This is a genomic window from Myxococcaceae bacterium JPH2 (genome assembly GCA_016458225.1).
Taxonomy (GTDB): domain Bacteria; phylum Myxococcota; class Myxococcia; order Myxococcales; family Myxococcaceae; genus Citreicoccus.
Window position 1 is genome coordinate 519,285 of record JAEMGR010000005.1, and the last position, 18,525, is coordinate 537,809.

12 protein-coding genes and 1 pseudogene are annotated in these 18,525 nt (G+C 69.4%); 7 read left to right on the forward strand and 6 right to left on the reverse strand.

The window, feature by feature from the left end:
• The 3 genes and pseudogenes from serB to JGU66_11075 all read right to left on the reverse strand — a co-directional run bounded on the left by serB (position 1) and on the right by JGU66_11075 (position 3,625).
• Positions 1-1,197, reverse strand: coding sequence for a phosphoserine phosphatase SerB (gene serB / locus JGU66_11065; protein MBJ6761306.1), 1,197 nt, complete (start codon positions 1,195-1,197; stop codon positions 1-3).
• A gap of 66 nt (positions 1,198-1,263) precedes the next feature.
• The gene (locus JGU66_11070; GenBank protein ID MBJ6761307.1) at positions 1,264-2,838 is read right to left on the reverse strand and encodes a serine/threonine protein kinase; all 1,575 of its coding nucleotides are present in this window, start codon (positions 2,836-2,838) and stop codon (positions 1,264-1,266) included.
• Between the two features lie 86 nt (positions 2,839-2,924).
• A pseudogene (locus JGU66_11075) lies at positions 2,925-3,625 on the reverse strand (response regulator).
• 104 nt (positions 3,626-3,729) lie between these two features.
• On the opposite strand from JGU66_11075, the gene JGU66_11080 reads away from it, so the two are divergent.
• From JGU66_11080 to JGU66_11110, 7 genes are all read left to right on the forward strand, one after another.
• Positions 3,730-4,218, forward strand: a complete 489-nt coding sequence (locus tag JGU66_11080; protein MBJ6761308.1) for an NAD(P)H-dependent oxidoreductase subunit E — start codon at positions 3,730-3,732, stop codon at positions 4,216-4,218.
• 35 nt (positions 4,219-4,253) lie between these two features.
• The gene (gene nuoF, locus JGU66_11085) at positions 4,254-5,594 is read left to right on the forward strand and encodes an NADH-quinone oxidoreductase subunit NuoF (protein ID MBJ6761309.1); all 1,341 of its coding nucleotides are present in this window, start codon (positions 4,254-4,256) and stop codon (positions 5,592-5,594) included.
• Positions 5,591-6,097, forward strand: coding sequence for an NADH-quinone oxidoreductase subunit J (locus JGU66_11090; protein ID MBJ6761310.1), 507 nt, complete (start codon positions 5,591-5,593; stop codon positions 6,095-6,097). The genes nuoF and JGU66_11090 overlap by 4 nt, the downstream gene beginning before the upstream one ends.
• An 80-nt stretch (positions 6,098-6,177) precedes the next feature.
• On the forward strand, positions 6,178-6,480 hold the full coding sequence (gene nuoK / locus JGU66_11095; protein ID MBJ6761311.1) for an NADH-quinone oxidoreductase subunit NuoK: 303 nt from the start codon (positions 6,178-6,180) through the stop codon (positions 6,478-6,480).
• Between the two features lie 25 nt (positions 6,481-6,505).
• The gene (gene nuoL, locus JGU66_11100; protein MBJ6761312.1) at positions 6,506-8,728 is read left to right on the forward strand and encodes an NADH-quinone oxidoreductase subunit L; all 2,223 of its coding nucleotides are present in this window, start codon (positions 6,506-6,508) and stop codon (positions 8,726-8,728) included.
• On the forward strand, positions 8,725-10,431 hold the full coding sequence (locus tag JGU66_11105; protein MBJ6761313.1) for an NADH-quinone oxidoreductase subunit M: 1,707 nt from the start codon (positions 8,725-8,727) through the stop codon (positions 10,429-10,431). The genes nuoL and JGU66_11105 overlap by 4 nt, the downstream gene beginning before the upstream one ends.
• Positions 10,432-10,446: 15 nt before the next feature.
• Entirely contained in the window at positions 10,447-12,006 is a 1,560-nt protein-coding gene (locus JGU66_11110) for an NADH-quinone oxidoreductase subunit N (GenBank protein MBJ6761314.1), read from the forward strand.
• 508 nt (positions 12,007-12,514) lie between these two features.
• On the opposite strand, the gene JGU66_11115 is transcribed toward JGU66_11110, so the two are convergent.
• The 3 genes from JGU66_11115 to selB are packed head-to-tail and all read right to left on the reverse strand — an operon-like array spanning position 12,515 to position 18,371.
• Positions 12,515-13,945 (reverse strand): sigma-54-dependent Fis family transcriptional regulator, encoded by a 1,431-nt coding sequence (locus tag JGU66_11115; protein ID MBJ6761315.1) that lies wholly within the window; start codon positions 13,943-13,945, stop codon positions 12,515-12,517.
• Entirely contained in the window at positions 13,942-16,458 is a 2,517-nt protein-coding gene (locus JGU66_11120; protein ID MBJ6761316.1) for a GAF domain-containing protein, read from the reverse strand. The genes JGU66_11115 and JGU66_11120 overlap by 4 nt, the downstream gene beginning before the upstream one ends.
• Positions 16,455-18,371, reverse strand: coding sequence for a selenocysteine-specific translation elongation factor (selB, locus tag JGU66_11125; protein ID MBJ6761317.1), 1,917 nt, complete (start codon positions 18,369-18,371; stop codon positions 16,455-16,457). The genes JGU66_11120 and selB overlap by 4 nt, the downstream gene beginning before the upstream one ends.
• Between the last annotated feature and the right edge of the window lie 154 nt (positions 18,372-18,525).

An 18,525-nucleotide genomic window follows, 5' to 3' on the forward strand; every position in this document is an offset into this window, starting at 1 on the left:
TCAGCCCACTTCGCGCAGCTCGCGCGCGGTGAGCCCGAGTAGATACAGGATGGAGTCGAGTCCGCCCGCGGAGATGGACGTGTCCGCGGCCTCGCGCAGCCGGGGCTTGGCGCGAAACGCGATGCCCAGTCCCGCCCGCTCCAGCATCCGCAAGTCATTGGCGCCGTCGCCCACGGCGATGACCTGCTCCAGCAAGATGCCCTCCTGGCGCGCCAACGTCTCCAGCAGCTCCGCCTTGCGCTGAGCGTTGACGATGGGCCCGAGCGTGCGGCCGGTGAGCTTGCCATCGCGCTCCTCCAGCACGTTCGAGTAGGCGAAGTCGATTCCCAGCCGTGCACGGAGGGCCTCGGCCGCCACGGAAAAGCCACCGCTGATGACCGCCGTGCGATACCCCAGGCGCTTGAGGACGCGGATGAGCGTCTCGGCCCCTTCGGTGAGCGGCAGGTTCGCGGCGAGCTCCCTCAGCACCGCCGAGTCGAGCCCCGCGAGCATCGCCACGCGCTGACGCAGCGACTCGTCGTAGTCGAGTTCGCCGTGCATGGCGCGCTCGGTGATGGCGGACACCTGCGCGTGGACACCGTACGCGCGCGCCAGCTCGTCGATGACCTCGATGCGGATGAGCGTGGAGTCCATGTCCATCACCACCATCCGCTTGGCGCGCCGGTAGAGGCTCTCGCGCTGCAAGGCCACGTCGAACGAGGTGCTGCGCATGGACAGCGCCAGGAGCGCGCGCTTGAGCGCCTCGGGCTCACGCTCGCGAGGCAGCGCGATGTGGAACTCCACCGAGCCGAGCTGCGCGTCACTCAGGCGCACCACGCGGTCCAGGCGCGCGCCCTGCCCCGCCAGCTCCGTGGTCAATGCGTGCACCTCGGGCGCGCCCAACGCACGCCCCACCGCGGTGACGACGTAGCGCGGGGGGCCGTCATCGACATCCGCGGCGCGCGGCGGCTCCGCCACCTGGAAGTCCAGCTCGGCGCCCAGCTCTCGCGCCGCGAGCAACAGCTCCTTCAGCGCGTCCCTCGCCTCGGGGAGGCGGATGAGCAGGCAGAGGGTCAGCCGTCCCTGCACCACCACCTGCTCCAGGTCGAGCAGCTCCGCGCCCGTCTCGGCGAGGATGCCCGTGAGCCGGGCGGTGATGCTGGGATGGTCCTTCCCGGTGACGGTGACGAGGACGCAGTCGGACGCGCGCGAGGTCATGGCTGCGCGCCAGTCTGACAGTCCCCTGCGCATCGGGCGAGCCTCGCGTTCGGGCCCGCCCGGCCGCTACTCCTTCGGGAGATCCGACGAGAGGATGAGGTCTCCGCGGCTCAGGAAGTCGCGATCCGGGAAGGCCTTGTAGAAGTCCTCCAGCATCGCGTCCACGTCCGGATAGCGCTGCTCGCGCTTGTCCTGCGTGGCCTTGTCGAAGAGCTGATCCAACCCGCTCGGGGCTTCGGGGTTCACCTCCGACGGCAGCGGCGAGCGCCGGCCCGGAATCTGTCCGGTGAGCATCTCGTACAGCAGGATGCCCAGCCCGTAGACGTCCGCCGAGGCGCCCGGCTCCTTGCCGACCCGGTTGATCAGCTCCGGCGCCATGTAGACCATGCCGCCCGTGCCCACGAAGACCTGCGGCATGCCCTTGGTGGCGTCCACCTCCACCACGCGGCCCAGGCCGAAGTCCGCCAGCTTCGCGTTGCCGGCCGCGTCGAACAGGACGTTCTCTGGCTTGAGGTTGTGGTGCGTGAGGCCCGAGGCGTGCGCGGCGCGCAGCCCGTAGGCGAGCTGGAGGAACGCGCGCAACGCCAGCGGCACCTCGATGCCCTTGCCCCCGCCCGCGTCGAGCTTCTCCTTGAGGCTGCCGCGCATCAACTCCACGACGAAGTAGGGGCGAGCCACCTCGACGTTCTGATCCATGATCTGCACGACGCCCGGGTGCCGCACCTGCGCCTGCGCGCACAGCTCCTTCTTCAGCCGCTTGAGCACCTCGCCGCGCTGCAAGAAGGAGAAGTACCCGAAGATGTCCTTCAGCTCCTTGATGCAGATGTCCAGGCCCAGGGCGTTGAAGCGGCCCTTGAAGACGGTGCCCAGCGGGCCCGTGCCGATGGGATCGAACTTCTGGTAGCGGTCCAGCTCGGCGCCCTTGGGCGCGGCGGAGAGGGAGGCCGAGGCAACGGGGGCGGGCGCGGCGGGAGGAGGAACCATCGGGGAGGGGGCGACAACAGGCGAGGGAGGAGCGACCTGGGTGGGCGGAGCCGCGACCGGCGCGGGAGGCACGTCACGGCGCGGCTCGGGAGGCGGAGCCTCGACTCGGGCAGACGGGACCGCGGCCGACGGCGCGACGATGACGGACGGCGCCGAGGCGGCGGGCGGCGCAACCAGCTCGAGGGCCGGCATGGCGACCCGCGCGGTGCGCGGCGGCGGGATGGGCGGGGGCACCGAGGAAGTGGGTGCCCCGCCGGGTGCCTCGACCTCGGTCTCGTCGAGCAGGAGCTCCGGAGGAGGAGGAGGCAGCATCAGCTCCTCGCCCTGCGCGATGGGCGGCTGCTCGTCGCCGCCGTGGAGCTGTTCCTCGAAGTACTCATCCACTTCCAGGGCGAAGCGCTCCTGGAAGTCGCCACCCACCACCCGCTCGCCCTGATCGGTGAGCTTGAGCTGGGCCTCGCGGTCCATGGCGATGTAGTGGAACTTGCGCAGGAAGAAGAAGTAGTTGTCGAACTCCAGCGAGACGGACGGCTCGAGCACGGCCTTGACGTCAGCCAGCTTGTTCGAGCGTCCCAGGCGGCCGTTCTCCCGCAGGTTCTGCAGGATGAACAGCGCCTCGCCACTGACGGTGTCACGGTTGATGGCGGGCTTCGTCATGTCGGGTGCGCGAACTCTACGCCGCACCCCCGCCACGGCTCAACGCGCGGTGCGGAAAAATACTCCGCGCGCGAAAAACGCCCTCACTACTTGATGCGCAGCAGCTGCTTCACCGTCTCCAGGACTTCCACGAAGCGCACCGGCTTGCGCAGGTAGATGTCCACCCCGAGCTGCATGGCGCGCTCCTGCGCCTCCTTGCCCCCGGCGGAGATGGCGATGATCGGGATGCCGCGGAGCGCCTCTTCCTCGCGGATGCGCTCCACCAGGGCGAAGCCGTCCATCACCGGCATGTACAGGTCCGTCATGACCAGGCTGAAGCGCCCCTCGCGGAGCATCAACAGCGCGTGGTGCCCGTCCGGCGCGAAGTGGACCTCCAGCGGGACCTTCCCGTGCAGATCGTTGCTCGCGAGCTTCTTGAGCACGTAGCTGTACATCTCGATGATGTGCGGGTTGTCCTCGACGATGAGCACACGGTAGCCATCAGGCTCGGTGTGGGACGCGGTGCTGTCAGGTCCTGCCGCACTCAAGATGTCACCCAGTCGCCGCCAATCCTTCGCGTACGCCACGCGGAAGCCGACGTCCCCTCGGCACTCGGGGACACCGGCCGCACCTCGGCCACGGTTCCGCTGACTTCTACCGGATCCACGGGCCCCGGGAAAGAAAGTGCCAGCGAACCTCCTCCTCCGCCCTGGGTCCGCCTGCTCGCTCGCCACCAGATACGTCCACCCGCCCGCCGCCCGGCCGGAACCCAGGCCCGCACGCACCGGCGCGCACCTCGACAGCGCATAACAAGGGGTTGAAATCGCTCGGCAATTTGCTGATGGCGACCCAGTCTACAGCCGAGGGTTTATGTTGACAACGCGGCCATCGGGGCCATACGTACGCCCCGCCATGGCGGAGCCCCTGTTCACTCCTGAAGAGCAGAAGAAGTTCGACGCGGGGATCGCGGAGATCCTTTCGCACTATCCCCCCGAGCGCAAAAGCGCCGGCATGCTGCCCGCGCTGCGCCTGCTCCAGGAGCTCAAGGGTTGGCTCCCGCAGGACGGCTTGCGTCTGGTGGCGAAGCAGCTGGAGGTCACGCCGGAGCGCGCCTACGAGGTCGCCAGCTTCTACGTGATGTACCACCTGAAGAAGCCGGGCAAGTACGTCATCGACGTGTGCACCAACCTCTCCTGCTCCCTCTGGGGCGCGGAGAAGATGCTCGCGTACCTCGAGGACAAGCTCGGGCTCAAGGCGGGCGAGGCGAACGAGAAGTTCACCTTGCGCGAGACCGAGTGCCTTGCCTCGTGTGGCACGGCTCCGTGCCTGCAGATCAATGAGGATCACCACGAGAGCCTGACCAAGGCGAAGCTGGACGCCATCCTGGCGAAGCTCCCCTGAGTCACTGATCCTCACCTCTTCCTAGGACGTTCATCATGGCCTCTACGGCAAAGGCGATCGAACCGGTCATCTCAGCGGCCTGGGGCAAGCCCCAGTCCTGGACCCTGGACAGCTACCGTCAGCGCGGTGGCTACGACGGGCTGAAGAAGGCCCTGGAGATGGCCCCGGCGGCCATCATCGACGAGGTGAAGAAGTCCAACCTCCGCGGACGCGGCGGCGCGGGCTTCCCCACGGGCCTCAAGTGGAGCTTCGTCCCCAAGGACAGCCCCAAGCCCAAGTACCTCGCGGTCAACGGCGACGAGTCCGAGCCCGGGACCTTCAAGGACCGGTACATCCTCGAGAACGACCCGCACATGATGCTCGAGGGCATCGCCATCGCGTCCTACGCGCTGGGCGTGCACACCGCCTACGTCTACCTGCGCGGCGAGTTCAAGTTCCAGGCGGAGCGCACCCAGGCCGCCATCGACGAGGCCTACAAGGCCGGCATCTTCGGCAAGAAGATGCTGGGCAAGGACTTCGAGCTCAACTGCTACCTGGTGCGTGGCGCGGGCGCGTACATCTGCGGCGAGGAGACGGCGCTCCTGGAGAGCCTCGAGGGCAAGAAGGGCTGGCCCCGCCTCAAGCCGCCGTTCCCCGCGGTGGTCGGTCTGTTCGGCTGCCCCACGGTGGTGAACAACGTGGAGACGCTGGCCAGCGTGCCGTCGATCCTCGCCAAGGGCGCGGACTGGTACGCGAAGCTGGGCACGGAGAAGTCGGGCGGAACGCACCTGGTGTGCCTGTCCGGCTCCGTCAACCGTCCGGGCGTGTACGAGCTGCCCATGCAGACCACGCTGCTGGAGCTCATCCACGACGACAAGTACGGCCAGGGCATGCCCAAGGGCCGCAAGGTGAAGGCTGTCATCCCGGGCGGCTCCTCGGCGCCGGTGCTGGGCGCGGACGAGCTGGACGTGGCGGTGGAGTTCGAGGCCCTGAAGGTGAAGCAGACCATGGCCGGCTCCGGCGGCGTCATCGTCATGGATGACGCGACCTGCATGGTGCGCAGCCTGTGGCGCGTGGCCCGCTTCTACGCCGAAGAGTCGTGCGGCCAGTGCACGCCGTGCCGCGAGGGCACGCCCTGGCAGACGCGGCTCTTGCGCAAGATTGAAGAGGGCCGCGGCGAGCCGGGCGACATCGACATGCTGTCCAATGTCGCGGCGTCCATCGCGCCCTACCCGCCCATCGGCCTGGGCAACACCATCTGTGCACTGGGCGACGCCGCGGCGCTGCCCACGCACTCGTTCCTCATGCGGTTCCGGGACGAGTTCGAGGCGCACATCCGCGAGAAGTGCTGCCCCTTCGGTGACAAGCCGTGGGGTTCCTACGGAGACTGGTCGTGAACGTCGAGCTTGTCCTCTTCGGGGCGTTCGCGCTCCTGACGCTGCTGTCAGCCGGCCTGGTCATCCTCGCGCGGAGCCCCATCAACTCCGCCATGGCCCTGGTCTCCACGTTCTTCTTCCTGGCCGGCATCTACGTGCTGCTCTGGGCGCACACGGTGGCCGTGGTGCAGGTGCTGGTCTACGCCGGCGCCATCATGGTGCTCTTCCTGTTCGTCATCATGCTGCTGAACCTGGGCGAGTCGGCGCACCGCGGCAAGCCCACGCTGAGCCGCATCCTGGGAGGCGCCTCCGCGGTGGGCCTCCTGGGCGTGCTCGGCATCACCCTGAGCCGGGTGCCGGCACAGGCGGCCAACCTTGGCCCCCAGGCCCAGGCCACGTTCGGCACCATGGCGTCCATCGGCCAGAGCATCTTCACCCAGTGGCTGCTGCCCTTCGAGGCGGTGAGCTTGCTGCTCCTGGTGGCGATGGTGGGCGCGGTGGTGGTGGCCAAGTCGCGGATCTGATCCCGCCCCCGAACAACTTCTGCTAGATGGGCGCGGGCGTGTCTGCCACGCCCCGCCCGCCCGAAAGCCGAGCCCAGGCCATGGTCCCCATCACCTACTACCTCCTGCTTGCCGCCGCGCTGTTCTGCATGGGCATGTTTGGCGTGCTGGTGCGCACCAACGCGCTGGTCGTCTTCATGTGCGTGGAGCTGATGCTCAACGCGGCGAACCTCACCTTCCTGGCCTTCGCCCGCATGCACGGCGACGGCATCGGCCATGTGTCCGCCTTCTTCGTCATCGCGGTGGCGGCGGCGGAGGCAGCCATCGGTCTGGCCATCGTCATCGCGGTGTTCCGCAGCCGCGGGACCGTCAACGTCGACGACATCCGGACGATGAAGCACTGAGCCCCGTCTTTCCCTGAGCCCATCCATGGACGGAATCATCGATTTCTTCAGAACGGCCCCCATCCCCCCGGATGTGCTCGCGCCGTCCCTGTGGTTGATCATCGCGCTGCCGCTCTTGGGCGCCTTCGTGTGCGGCGTGTTCGGCCGGATGTTGGGCCGCGCCAACGTGAACCTCATCGCCTGCTCGGCGGTGGCGGGCGCGTTCGTGCTGAGCGTGCTCACGTTCTGGGCCACCAGCGACTCGGCCGGCGGCCGGGTGGTGAACTTCCCCAACCCGTTCGGCCTCGAGCGGGACGTGGTTCGCTACGCCCTGGCGCACGACTACGGCACCTGGTTCGCCGCGGGCGACTTCCGGGTCAACTTCGGTCTCTTGGTGGACCACCTGTCCGGGACCCTGCTGCTGGTCATCACCGGCGTGGGCTTCCTCATCCACCTGTACTCCACGAGCTACATGGAGCACGACGAGGGCTACGCGCGCTACTTCGCGTACCTGAACCTCTTCGTCGCCGCGATGCTCACGCTGGTGATGGCCGACAACCTCGTCCTGCTCTTCGTGGGCTGGGAGGGCGTGGGCATGGCCAGCTACCTGCTGATCGGCTTCTGGTACACGGACTCGGCCAAGGCGTGGGCGGGCCGCAAGGCGTTCGTCACCAACCGCATCGGCGACTTCGCGTTCCTCATCGGCACGTTCCTCATCGTCCTCCTGGTGGGCGCGTTCAACCGGCAGGCGGATCCGCGCGACTTCAACGCCGCGGGCACCAGCCGCGAGCGCTACGAGCAGGCGATGTCCGAGCGCGGGCCGGTCAACTTCAAGGGCCTGGAGAAGATGGCCCAGGGCCTGCCCGAGGGCACCGGTGGCAAGGTCTCGCTGGAGACGCCCATCGAGTCCGGTCCGCTGGAGGGTCGCACCTTTGGCGGTGTGATGACGGTGGCCATGCTGCTGTTCCTGCTCGGCGCCGCCGGCAAGAGCGCGCAGCTGCCGCTGTACGTCTGGCTGCCGGACGCCATGGCCGGCCCGACGCCGGTCTCCGCCCTCATCCACGCCGCGACGATGGTCACCGCGGGCGTGTACCTGTTCTGCCGCATGAGCTCGCTGCTCGTGCTCAGCCCCACCGCCATGGCGACCATCGCCATCGTGGGCGCGCTGACCTCGCTGCTCGCGGCGCTGATCGCCTTCGCGCAGGACGACATCAAGAAGGTCCTCGCCTACTCCACGGTGTCCCAGCTGGGCATCATGTTCATGGGCGTGGGCATGGGCATCTTCTGGGCGGCCGCGCTGCACCTGGTCACCCACGCCTTCTTCAAGGCCTGCCTCTTCCTCGGCGCCGGCAGCGTGATGCACGGCAACGGCGATGAGACGGACATCAAGAAGCTGGGCGGCCTGCGCCACGAGATGAAGTGGACGTGGGGCACCTTCCTGGTGGCCACGTTCGCCATCACCGGCATCATCCCCCTGTCCGGCTTCTTCTCGAAGGACGCCATCTTCCACGGCGTGGAGCACAACCACCTGCACGGCCTGCACTGGGTGTCGGAGGTGGTCTACGCGCTGGGCCTGGTCATCACCGCGTGCACCGCGTTCTACATGTCGCGCGTGTACCTGCTGACCTTCGAGGGCAAGCGCTCCAGCGAGGCCCGCGTGGCGCACGCTCACGAGAGCGCGTGGCACATGACGCTGCCGCTCGTGGTGCTCGCGGTGCTGAGCGTGGCAGCGGCCGTCTACGCCTTCCCGCTGATGCCCCGCGCCGGTGGCGGAATGCAGCCGGTGTTCGAGAACTTCCTCAGCCCGGTCCTCCGTCCGGCCGAGAGCGTCGCCAAGCTCGCGGAGACGGTGGAGCTGGACAACTCGACGCCGAGCTTCTTCGCGTACCTCACCGCGTGGCTGGTGGCCATCAGCGGCGGCGGGCTCGCGGCGTACTTCTACCTGAGCTTCTTCCCGAAGCGCGCGGGTCAGCCCGTGGGCGCCTTCGCTCGGGCGGTCCGCCGGGTGGCGCACAACAAGTTCTACGTGGATGAGCTGTACGAGTTCATCCTCATCCGCCCCATCAAGTTCCTGAGCTTCATCCTCTTCCGGGTGGTGGATTCCCTCGTCATCGACACCGTGTTCGTGCGTGGCACGGCGTGGGTGACGGCCCGCGTGGGCAGCGCGCTGCGCTACCTCCAGTCGGGCGATGCCCAGGCCTATGCCGCGGTCATGGCCGTCGCCCTTCTGGGCGGTGTGGCCTACGCGCTCATCCAGGTGCTGCAATGAGCTTCTTCGACACCCACCTGCTGAACGTCGTCATCTACCTGCCGCTCGTGTTCGCGGCGCTGGTGCTGATGCTGCCCGCGAGCGAGCCGGGGCAGATTCGCGCCGTCACCCTCGTGGGCATGCTGCTGGACCTCGTGTTCGGCGCGTGGGCGTACCTGCGCTACGAGCCAGGCGGCCCCGAGTTCCAGATGGAGTTCCGGGTGCCGTGGTTCGAGCACTTCGGGACGAGCTACCACCTGGGCGTGGATGGTCTGGCGGCCAGCCTGCTGATGCTCACCGTCTTCCTGGGACCGTTGGTCGTCCTGGCGTCGACCACGTACATCTCGCACCGCATCAAGGAGTTCCACCTGGCGCTGCTGGTGCTCCAGACGACGATGCTGGGCGCGCTGGCGTCGATGGACGTCCTGCTCTTCTACATCTTCTTCGAGGCCATGCTCGTCCCCATGTACCTGCTGGTGGGCGTGTGGGGCGCCGAGGACCGCCAGATGGCGGCGGTGAAGTTCTTCCTCTACACGCTGGTCGGCTCGCTGCTGATGCTGGTGGCCATCGTGTCGCTGTACTTCATCAGCGCCCCGCCGGGAGCGCGCTCGTTCGACTACGCGACGATGTACAACAACCTCCTGTCCGCCAACCGCTCGCTGGCCGCGTGCGTGAACGGACCTGAAGGCGCGTGCGCGTCACTCACCGGACTGGCGAAGCTGCTGCACACCTGGGGGCCGTGGATGTTCGGCGCCTTCGCGCTGGCGTTCGCCATCAAGGTCCCGATGTGGCCGGTGCACACGTGGCTGCCGGACGCGCACGTCCAGGCGCCCGTCGCGGGCTCCATGATCCTGGCCGGCGTCATGCTGAAGATGGGCACGTACGGCTTCTGGCGCTTCGCCATCCCGTTCTTCCCGGTGGCCGCGCAGCAGGCCCGGCCGTTCCTGGCCACGCTGGCCGTCATCGGCATCGTGTACGGCGCGCTGATGTGCCTGGCGCAGCGGGACATCAAGAAGCTCATCGCCTACTCGTCCGTGAGCCACCTGGGCTACTGCATGCTGGGCATGCTCGCGGTGACGGCCGAGGGCGCCACGGGCAGCGCGTACCAGATGCTGAACCACGGCGTGTCCACGGGCGCGCTGTTCCTCCTGTTCGGCTTCCTCTATGAGCGCCGCCACTCGCGCCTGATGTCGGACTTCGGCGGCATCGCCAAGGTGATGCCGGTGTTCACGGTGGCGTTCATCGTCATCACGTTCTCGTCCATCGCGGTGCCGGGGACCAACGGCTTCATCGGTGAGTTCCTGGTGCTGCTGGGCACCTTCAAGAGCAGCCTGAGCATGGGCTTCGGCGCGTTCGCCACGCTGGGCGTCATCCTGGGCGCGGCCTACATGCTGTGGATGGTGCAGAAGGTGTTCTTCGGCGCCCTCACCCACCGCGAGAACCAGCACCTGCGCGACATGAACCTGCGCGAGGTGCTCACCGTGCTGCCCTTCATCATCCTGGTGCCGGTGATGGGCCTGATGCCGCAGCCCTTCCTGGACCGCATTGCTCCGTCCACCGACCGGTTCGTGGCGCGCGCCAGCGTGGGCGCTCCCGGGGCGCAGGTGAAGGACGACCAGCTGCGCGTCGAGGCGATGGCCCTGCCCCCTTCCGCCACCGCGGCCGCGCCCTCCGCGCATGTGCCGCACGCCGCCCGCGCCGCGGCTCCCACGCCCCGGCCGTAGGCCCAAGAGACTCCCATGACCCTGCCCAACATCACCCTGGCAGACTTCCTCCCGCTGCTACCCGCCCTCATCATGGTGGTGGGCGCCTCCATCCTGTTGCTGTCGGAGGTGTTCCTCTCCTCCTCGGCGTCCCGCGGGTACCAGGCGGTGCTCACCGTGGCCACGGCGGTGGCGGCCGGCCTGACGGCCCTGGGGCTCATGTTCGAGCCGCCGCACGAGGTGTTCCTCGGCTACGGCGTGCTGGACCCCTTCTCCAGCTTCCTCACGCTGGTGGTCTGCGTGGGCCTGGCGCTGGCCGCGCTCGCGTCGGTGGGCTTCCTGCGCAAGCGCGGGGCGGAGCGCGGTGAGTTCTACGCGCTGATGCTCTTCGCCTCGGCGGGCATGAGCCTGCTGGCGATGTCCGCCGAGTTCATCACCCTCTTCGTCAACCTCGAGGTCCTCTCCGTCGCGACGTACGCGCTGACGGCGTACCTGCGGCGCGGGACGCGGCCCAGCGAGGCGGGCTTCAAGTACTTCATCCTCGGCGCGTTCTCGTCCGCGGTGCTGCTGTACGGCACGGCGCTGCTGTACGGCGCCACGGGCACCACGAAGCTGGCGGACATGGCCGGGCCGCTGTCGCAGGCGCTCGCCACCTCTCCGGCGCTCGTCTACACCGGCGCCATCCTGGTGGCCGCGGGCTTCGCCTTCAAGGTGGCGGCGGTCCCCTTCCACATGTGGACGCCAGACGTCTACGAGGGCGCGCCGACGCCTGTGACGGCGCTGATGAGCGCGGGCGTCAAGGCGGCGGCCTTCGCGGCCATGGTTCGCGTGTTCCTCACCGTGGGCAAGGGGATGGATCCGCACATGCCGCTGGCGCTGTTCTCCACGCTGGCGCTGCTGACCATGGTGGTGGGCAACCTGCTCGCCATCCCCCAGCGCAACGTGAAGCGCATGCTGGCGTACTCGTCCATCGCGCACGCGGGCTACCTGCTCCTGGGCGTGGCGGCGCTGTTCGTCACCGCGCCGGGCGAGCACTTCCGCATCCTGGGCGCCTCGGCGCTGACGGGCGGCACGCCGCTGGACGTGGCGCGCTCGGACGCGCTGCGCGGCATCCTGTACTACCTCCTGGCCTACACCTTCAGCGCGGTGGGCGCCTTCGCCCTCGTGTCCGCGCTGGAGCGCCGCGAGGACGAGGACAAGGGCACCGCGTGGGACCTGGAGCGCTTCAGCGGCCTGGCGCAGCGCCGTCCGGGTTGGGCGTTCGCCATGACTGCGTTCATGCTGTCGCTGGGCGGCATTCCGCCCACCATCGGATTCATGAGCAAGCTGCTCATCTTCCAGTCCGCCATCGACGTGGGCCTCGTGGGCCTCACCATCGTCGCGGTGCTCTCCAGCGCGGCGGGCGTCTACTACTACCTGCGCGTGGTCGTTTACATGTTCATGCGGCCGGTCCCCGAGGGCGCCCAGGCGCTGGAGCGCAACTGGGGCACGGAGGTGGCGCTCGTCATCTCCACCGTCGCCGTGGTGCTGCTGGGCATCATCCCCGGCCGCGTCAGCGAGTGGCTCGCCCACGCGGGCACCCTGTTCGGCCAGTAGCCCTCGGACACTTCGGCATCCCCCCCGCCCGCCCGGCCTCGTGCCTGGGCGGGCGTTGTCATTTCAGGGGCGACGTCAGCACTCCACCCGACACGTAGGCGCGTGAGAGCGACGGGCCGACATGCCAGGACACGGCGCTTGTGGCAGGAAGGGAAAAAGAAGGCGGCCCGGCACCCCAAAAGGGTGTCGGGCCGCGGGTCTTCTCAAGGTGACGCACCGGAAGTGCTGAAAGGGTGGGGGGGAACCACTTTCAGCCTCGCTTCGATGTGTCCCGCCGATTCCTTTAGCAGGCGCCATGCCATGCGTGCCGAGGAGGCAAACTCCAGTTTTCTCAAGCACTTGAAGGAGGTGGGACCTCCGACCGCCCTCCCCTGCCGATTTCACAGCTGAAATCGGGTTTCAGATTTGAAAAGCCCTAATGGATTCGGGCGGTTGCATTTTTCATGGATGAACCCGGTGGATTTCCCTGCTGCACTGGGTTCGGACAGGTGGCGGGGCGGGCTCGGGGCTAGTCCCGGGCGACGTCCGAGGGCGGCCGGAGGTTGAGCCGCTTCATCTTCCGCCAGAGGGTGGTGGAGGAGACGCCCAGCTCGTCCGCCACCCGCGCCAGGTCCACCCCGTGGCGCTCCAGGGATTGGGCGATCGCGCGGCGCTCGGCTTCTTCCACCGCCTCGGCGAGGGAGAGGCCCGTGGGAGTGCCCGAGGCGCGGTCCTCCTGGGCGGGAAGTCCGAGCGGCGGCGTCACGCGCCCCTGCGGGCGGAGCGGGAAGTCCTCGGGCAGCAGCTCATCCCCCTCGGCGAGCGCGGCGGCCTGCTCCACGAGGTTCTCCAGCTCGCGCACGTTGCCGGGGAACCCGTACGTCATGAGGTGCTCCACCGCCGACGCGGACAGCCGCTTCGGGCGGGGGCTCCGGGCGTTGGCGCGCTCCAGGAAGTGCTCGGCCAGGGCGGGCACGTCCTCCAGGCGCTCGCGCAGGGGCGGCACGCGCAGCATCACCACGTTGAGGCGGTAGTAGAGGTCCTGGCGGAAGCGCTTCTCGCGCACCTCCAGCTCGATGTCGCGGTTGGTGGCGGCGGCGATGCGCACGTCCACGCGCAGGGCCGTGGACTCACCGACTCGGCGCACCTCGCCGTCCTGGAGCGTGCGCAAGAGCTTGGACTGGAAGGTGGGGCTCGTCTCCGTCACCTCGTCGATGAAGAGCGTGCCGCCGTCGGCCTCCTCGAAGAGGCCCGTGCGCGCCTTCACCGCGCCCGTGAAGGCGCCCTTGGCGTGGCCGAACAGCTCGCTCTCCAGCAGCGTCTCGCTGATGGCGGCGCAGTTCACCGGCACGAAGGGACGCGAGCTGCGCCGGCTGTGCGCATGGAGCGCGCGCGCCACCAGCTCCTTGCCGGTGCCGCTCTCTCCCTGGATGAGGACGGTGGCGTCGCTCTGCGCGACACGCAGCAGGCGCGTGGTCAGCTCGCGCATGGCGGGGCTGCGGCCCACGAGCGCGGACAGGCCGTGGCGCTGGTTGAACTCGCTGGCGAAGGTGTCCACCGCCGCCTGGAGCTTGGCGCGCTCCAGCGCGCGCTCCACGCGGTAGCGCAGCTCGCCTTCCTTGAAGGGCTTGGTGACGTAGTCGTAGGCCCCCAGGCGCATGGCCTCCACCGCGCTCTCGATGGAGCCGAACGCCGTCATCATGATGACCTGGAGCCGGGGGGCGACCTCCAGCCCGCGCTTCAGGAGCGTGAGCCCGTCCATGGGCTCCATCTTCAAGTCCGTCAGCAAGAGGTCCACGGGGCCGCTGGCCAACAGGCGCAGCGCCTCGTCGCCCGTGGCCGCTTCGGAGACGGTGTAGCCCTCGGCGCGGAGGAGCAGCGCGGTGGTGGCGCGCATGTTGCGCTGGTCGTCCACCACGAGGATGCGTCCGCGGGGAAGCTGGGTGCTCGCGTTGGTCATGGGAAGGACGGGGGCTGCGACAGCGGCAGCCGGAAAGTGAAGGTGGTACCACGGCCGGGGGTGCTCTCCACGGCAATCTCCCCGTGATGCTCCTCGAGGATGCGCTTCACCACCGCGAGCCCCAGGCCGGTGCCTTGGGCCTTGGTGGTGAAGAAGGGCTCGAAGACGCGGTGGAGCAGCTCGGCGGGAATGCCCGGGCCCTGGTCCGCCACGTCGATGCGGAGCTGCTCGCGGCCATCGAGGGCCTCGCGGCGCGCGCGCACCTGGAGCAGCCCGCCCTGGGGCATGGACTGCATGGCGTTGACGGCCACGTTCACCAGCGCCTGCCGGATGAGTCGCCGGTCCATGGGCACCGCGGGCAGCTCCGGCTCCACCTCCGCCTGGATGCGAACCGGGCGGTCCGCCGCGCCCTGCGCACGCGCTGCCTCCAGCGAGTCCTGGAGCACGCGGCCCAGGTCCTCGGGCTGGAGCACGGGCTCGCGCGGGCGCGTGTAGTCCAGCAGGTCGCCCACGATGCGATTGAGGCGGTCGCTCTCCTCCCCCAGGATGTCGAGGAGCATGACCGCGTCTCCCTCGGGCTGGAGAAGTCGCCGCAGCGACGCCACCGCATTGAAGATGACGCCCAGCGGATTGCGGACCTCGTGGGCCACGATGGCGGACAGTTCACCCAAGGCCGCGAGCCGCTCCCGCTTCACCATCTCCGCGCGCGTGGCCGCCAACTCCGCGTAGCTGGCCCAGAGCGACTCGTACAGGCGCGCGTTCGCGATGGAGAGCGCGAGCTGTCCGCACGTGGCCTCGGCCAGGTCGATGAGCTCAGGCCCGAAGGCACGCGAGCGGCGCACGTCATCCAGCATCACCACGCCAATGAGTTCCTCGCGAGACGTCAGCGGCAGGGCCAGCAGCGCTTTCTCATGCAGCCGCTCGACCAACTCCGTGTCGTAGCCGCCCCGGCTCGTGGCCACGTCCTCGATGGCGATGGGCCGCCGCTCCCGAGCCACCCGCGAGGCCAGGCCATCGCCATGCAGCGGAATGGCCACCGAGCGGAAGAACTCGCGATGCGCGCTCGACGCGGCGGCGCCGCGCAGCAGTCGGGCCTTCTCGTCGTAGAGCAGGATGAAGCAGTTGGAGACATCGAGCAGGTGGACGAGGAAGTCCGCCGCCACGTCCAGGATGCTCGCGGTCTCCAGCACGCCCGAGGTCGTGCGGGCAAGGTCCAACAGCAGGCGCGTCTCGGTGAGCTGGCGCGCGGACTCGGCGCGCAGTCGGCGCTGTTCGAGCAGCGTCACGAGCAACTCCGCCAGCGTGGACAACAGGCGCGCATCACGCGCATCGAAGGGCCACTCGGCCGGACGCAGTATCTGGAGCGCGCCCACCACCTCGCCGCCCCGGGTGAGTCGGGCCGCCGCGCCGCTCCCCAGGTTCCCTCCCGAGAACTCCCGCAGCGCGCGAGCGTGCGCATCCTGGGACAGCACACCCGTTTCGACCGCGACGGCCCAGGGCGCCAGCACTCCCGCCAGCGCCTCCACCGAGCGGCCCTGCGCCACCACGGGCTCGAGCCCCACGTGCGCCAGCAGAGAGAGGGCACTGCCCGGCTCGGGCACGACGTGCAGCGTGACGGCGGTGGCGTGCAGCAACTCCGCCACGCGCGCGAGGAAGGCCTCGGGCGTGGGAGGCACCGGCTGCGCGACGAAGCGCGCCACCTCCGCCACGGCCTCCACTTCCCACCGACTGCGCGCGCCCTCCGCCTGCAAGCGCGCATCGGCGAGCGCGGCGCCCACCACCTTCGCGAACAGCGTCAGCACCGAGCCATGACGAGGCGCGACCCAAGGCCCCTCGACCCGCAGCACGTCCGCGAACTGCCCGCCGACGGGGAGATAGACGTGCGTGGGCTCGGAGCGGTCCGCGCCGCCGAACACAGGGCGCGCATCCGCCACCGCCTCCAACGCGAACTCCACGTCCGCGGGCGCGGGGTGGCCATCCGGAGACAGCAGGCGCTCGCCGTCCCAGCGCAGCAGTCGCGCGCGATAGCCCGCGGCGATGAGCCCCTCCACCGCGATGCGGCGCGCCGCCTCTTCCGAGTCCGCGGACACCAGCGCGGCGGAGGTCTCCACCAACCGCTCGGCGACCGCCAGCTCCATGGGCGGCTCGGGCAACACCAGACAGTTGACGAGCAGGCCCTGCCGCCCCTCCTCCAGCAGGATGGACGTGGCGCTGAGCACCACCTCGCGCGAGTGCCCGTCCACGCCGGGCACCAGATAGAAGTGCGACTGGCCTCCGAGCAGCTCGCCGGACTCCATGAGCCGGCGATAGCGCTCCCCTACCCGGCTGCGCTCCTCGGGCTGGACGAAGTCGAGGAAGGAGCGCCCTTCCACCTGCTCGCGCGCCAGGCCCAACAGGCGCAGGTAGGCATCATTGGCGGCACGCACGCGCCCCGCGTCCAGCACCACCATGGGGTTGCCGAAGGGCTCGATGAGGCCACGAACGGCCTGCTCGCTGTAGGGCTGGGAGTTCATCCGCGACGCAGGACTCGCTTCTCGCCGACCCGGAGCGTCACCTTCTCCCGATCGAAATATTCGGACAGGGGGATGACGAACTTGCGGCTCTGGCCCACCAGCTCCTTGAAGGCCTGGGTGGAGATCTCCCGATTCTCTCTCAGGTGCGCCACCAGCCGCTCGCGGAGCTCCGCGATGGACGCCGCGCTGAAGCACAGCTCGTCGCTCACCTGCACCACGCCTCCTTCCGCCACCATCACGTGCAAGAGCTCGCGCAGACGCTGCGAGGGGAGCTGGAGCTTCAGCGCCAGCTCATTGAAGGTCGGCGGCGCCAGCCCCGAGCCCGTCAGCTCCGAGGCGAGCCGCACCCGTGCCGCCTCATCTCCCAACGTCAGCGTGCGCCCACGGCCTTGCAGGCGCACCACGTCCTTCTCCCCCACCACCGTGCCCGCATCCACCAGCGCCTGCACCACACGCTGGAAGATGCGCGCGTCCAGCTCCAGGGACAGCCTCTGCCTCAGCTCCTCTCGCGACAACCCCTCGCGCAATGGCTCGCGCTCATGGAATGCGGCCAGCAGTGCCAGCGCCCGCTGCCGCAGTCCCTCGAACACCTCGCCGGAGACATAGAGTCGTCGCTCCCGGTCCACCAGCAGCACCGCGGCGCGGCTCCCGAGCAACTCCAGCGCGCGAGCCAGGACACGCGGCCCCAGCCCCGAGCGGCCGAAGAGTTCCGTCTGCGTGAGCCCTCGATAGCCCGCCTGCCGCAACAGCCACGCCACCAGCCCCGATGGGTCCGCGTCCAGCAGCGGCTTCACCAGTTCGGCGCCACCCTTGCGACGACGCGGCGGTGAGATGGCGAGCACGCGCCCTCCCGCCACCGTCGCGCCTCGGCCCGGCAGCGCTCGCGCGCCCCGCAGGATGAAGCGCTGGCCCACCAACGCACCCACGGGCGCATCCAGACGCAGCTGCGCCAGCGCCGTCTCTCCGGGCTCCAGCGCCTCCAGGTCCAGCAGCGCCACGGTGGCCTCCACCTGCGCGGTGCCCAGATGCAACAGCAGCTTGCGTCGCCGAGGCAGCGCCGACTCCGCCGCGGGCAGCAGCGACAACTCCACATCCAACATGCGCGTCTCGGGAAGCTCACCCGCGCGCACCAACACCATGCCGCGATGAAGCGCGTCAGCCTCCACGCCCGCGAGGTTCACCGCCGCGCGCTGCCCTGCTTCCACCGCCTGCACCGCGCGACCATGGGTCTGCAGGCCACGCACGCGCAGCGGCCCCGGCATCCCCGGCAATAGCGACACGGCGTCTTCCACCGACAACGTCCCGGACAGCAGCGTGCCCGTCACCACGGAGCCGAAGCCCTTGATGGTGAAGGCTCGGTCCACCGGAAGAAACGCGGGCCCCTCCGCGGGACGCCGAGGCAGCCCCGCCACAGAGCGCGTGAGCGATGCCCGCAGCGCGTCCAAGCCCTCGCCCGTCTTCGAGGACACCGGCACCACCGGCGCCCCCTCCAGAAACGTGCCCGCGGTGAGCGCCGCGAGGTCCGCCTCCACGAGCGCGCGCCACTCCGGCCCCAGCTCCGGCAACAGGTCGGACTTGGTGAGCGCGATGACGCCCGCGCGCACGCCGAGGAGCCGGCAGATGTCCAGGTGCTCGCGCGTCTGGGGCATCACGCCCTCGTCCGACGCCACCACCAGCACCGCGAGGTCCACGCCGCCCGCGCCCGCGGCCATCGCCTTGACGAAGCGCTCGTGGCCGGGGACGTCCACCACACCGGCGACCGTGCCGTCGTCCAGCGTGAGGTGAGCGAAGCCCAGCTCCAGGGTGATGCCGCGGCGCTTCTCTTCCTTGAGGCGGTCGGTGTCGATGCCCGTGAGGGCCTTCACCAGCGACGTCTTGCCGTGGTCGATGTGCCCCGCCGTCCCGATGATCATCTCGTGGCGGCCTCAGGTCCCGGAGCGGTCCGGGTCCTCGTTCCAGCGCCCGTGCTCCACTGCGCTCGGAGAACGCGGGCGGTCATGGATCGAGCCTAGGAAACCAAGGTGACGGGCGCAACGCGACAGCGGGCCCGGTCGACGGAGCAACCGC

What these genes read in the sequence shown, in the direction of transcription:
- JGU66_11070 (MBJ6761307.1), bottom strand. Translation starts at nt 2,838, where the DNA reads ATGACGAAGCCCGCCATCAACCGTGACACCGTCAGTGGCGAGGCGCTG.
- JGU66_11120 (MBJ6761316.1), bottom strand. Translation starts at nt 16,458, where the DNA reads ATGAACTCCCAGCCCTACAGCGAGCAGGCCGTTCGTGGCCTCATCGAG.
- serB (MBJ6761306.1), bottom strand. Translation starts at nt 1,197, where the DNA reads ATGACCTCGCGCGCGTCCGACTGCGTCCTCGTCACCGTCACCGGGAAG.
- selB (MBJ6761317.1), bottom strand. Translation starts at nt 18,371, where the DNA reads ATGATCATCGGGACGGCGGGGCACATCGACCACGGCAAGACGTCGCTG.
- JGU66_11080 (MBJ6761308.1), top strand. Translation starts at nt 3,730, where the DNA reads ATGGCGGAGCCCCTGTTCACTCCTGAAGAGCAGAAGAAGTTCGACGCG.
- JGU66_11115 (MBJ6761315.1), bottom strand. Translation starts at nt 13,945, where the DNA reads ATGACCAACGCGAGCACCCAGCTTCCCCGCGGACGCATCCTCGTGGTG.
- JGU66_11110 (MBJ6761314.1), top strand. Translation starts at nt 10,447, where the DNA reads ATGACCCTGCCCAACATCACCCTGGCAGACTTCCTCCCGCTGCTACCC.
- JGU66_11105 (MBJ6761313.1), top strand. Translation starts at nt 8,725, where the DNA reads ATGAGCTTCTTCGACACCCACCTGCTGAACGTCGTCATCTACCTGCCG.
- nuoK (MBJ6761311.1), top strand. Translation starts at nt 6,178, where the DNA reads ATGGTCCCCATCACCTACTACCTCCTGCTTGCCGCCGCGCTGTTCTGC.
- nuoF (MBJ6761309.1), top strand. Translation starts at nt 4,254, where the DNA reads ATGGCCTCTACGGCAAAGGCGATCGAACCGGTCATCTCAGCGGCCTGG.
- nuoL (MBJ6761312.1), top strand. Translation starts at nt 6,506, where the DNA reads ATGGACGGAATCATCGATTTCTTCAGAACGGCCCCCATCCCCCCGGAT.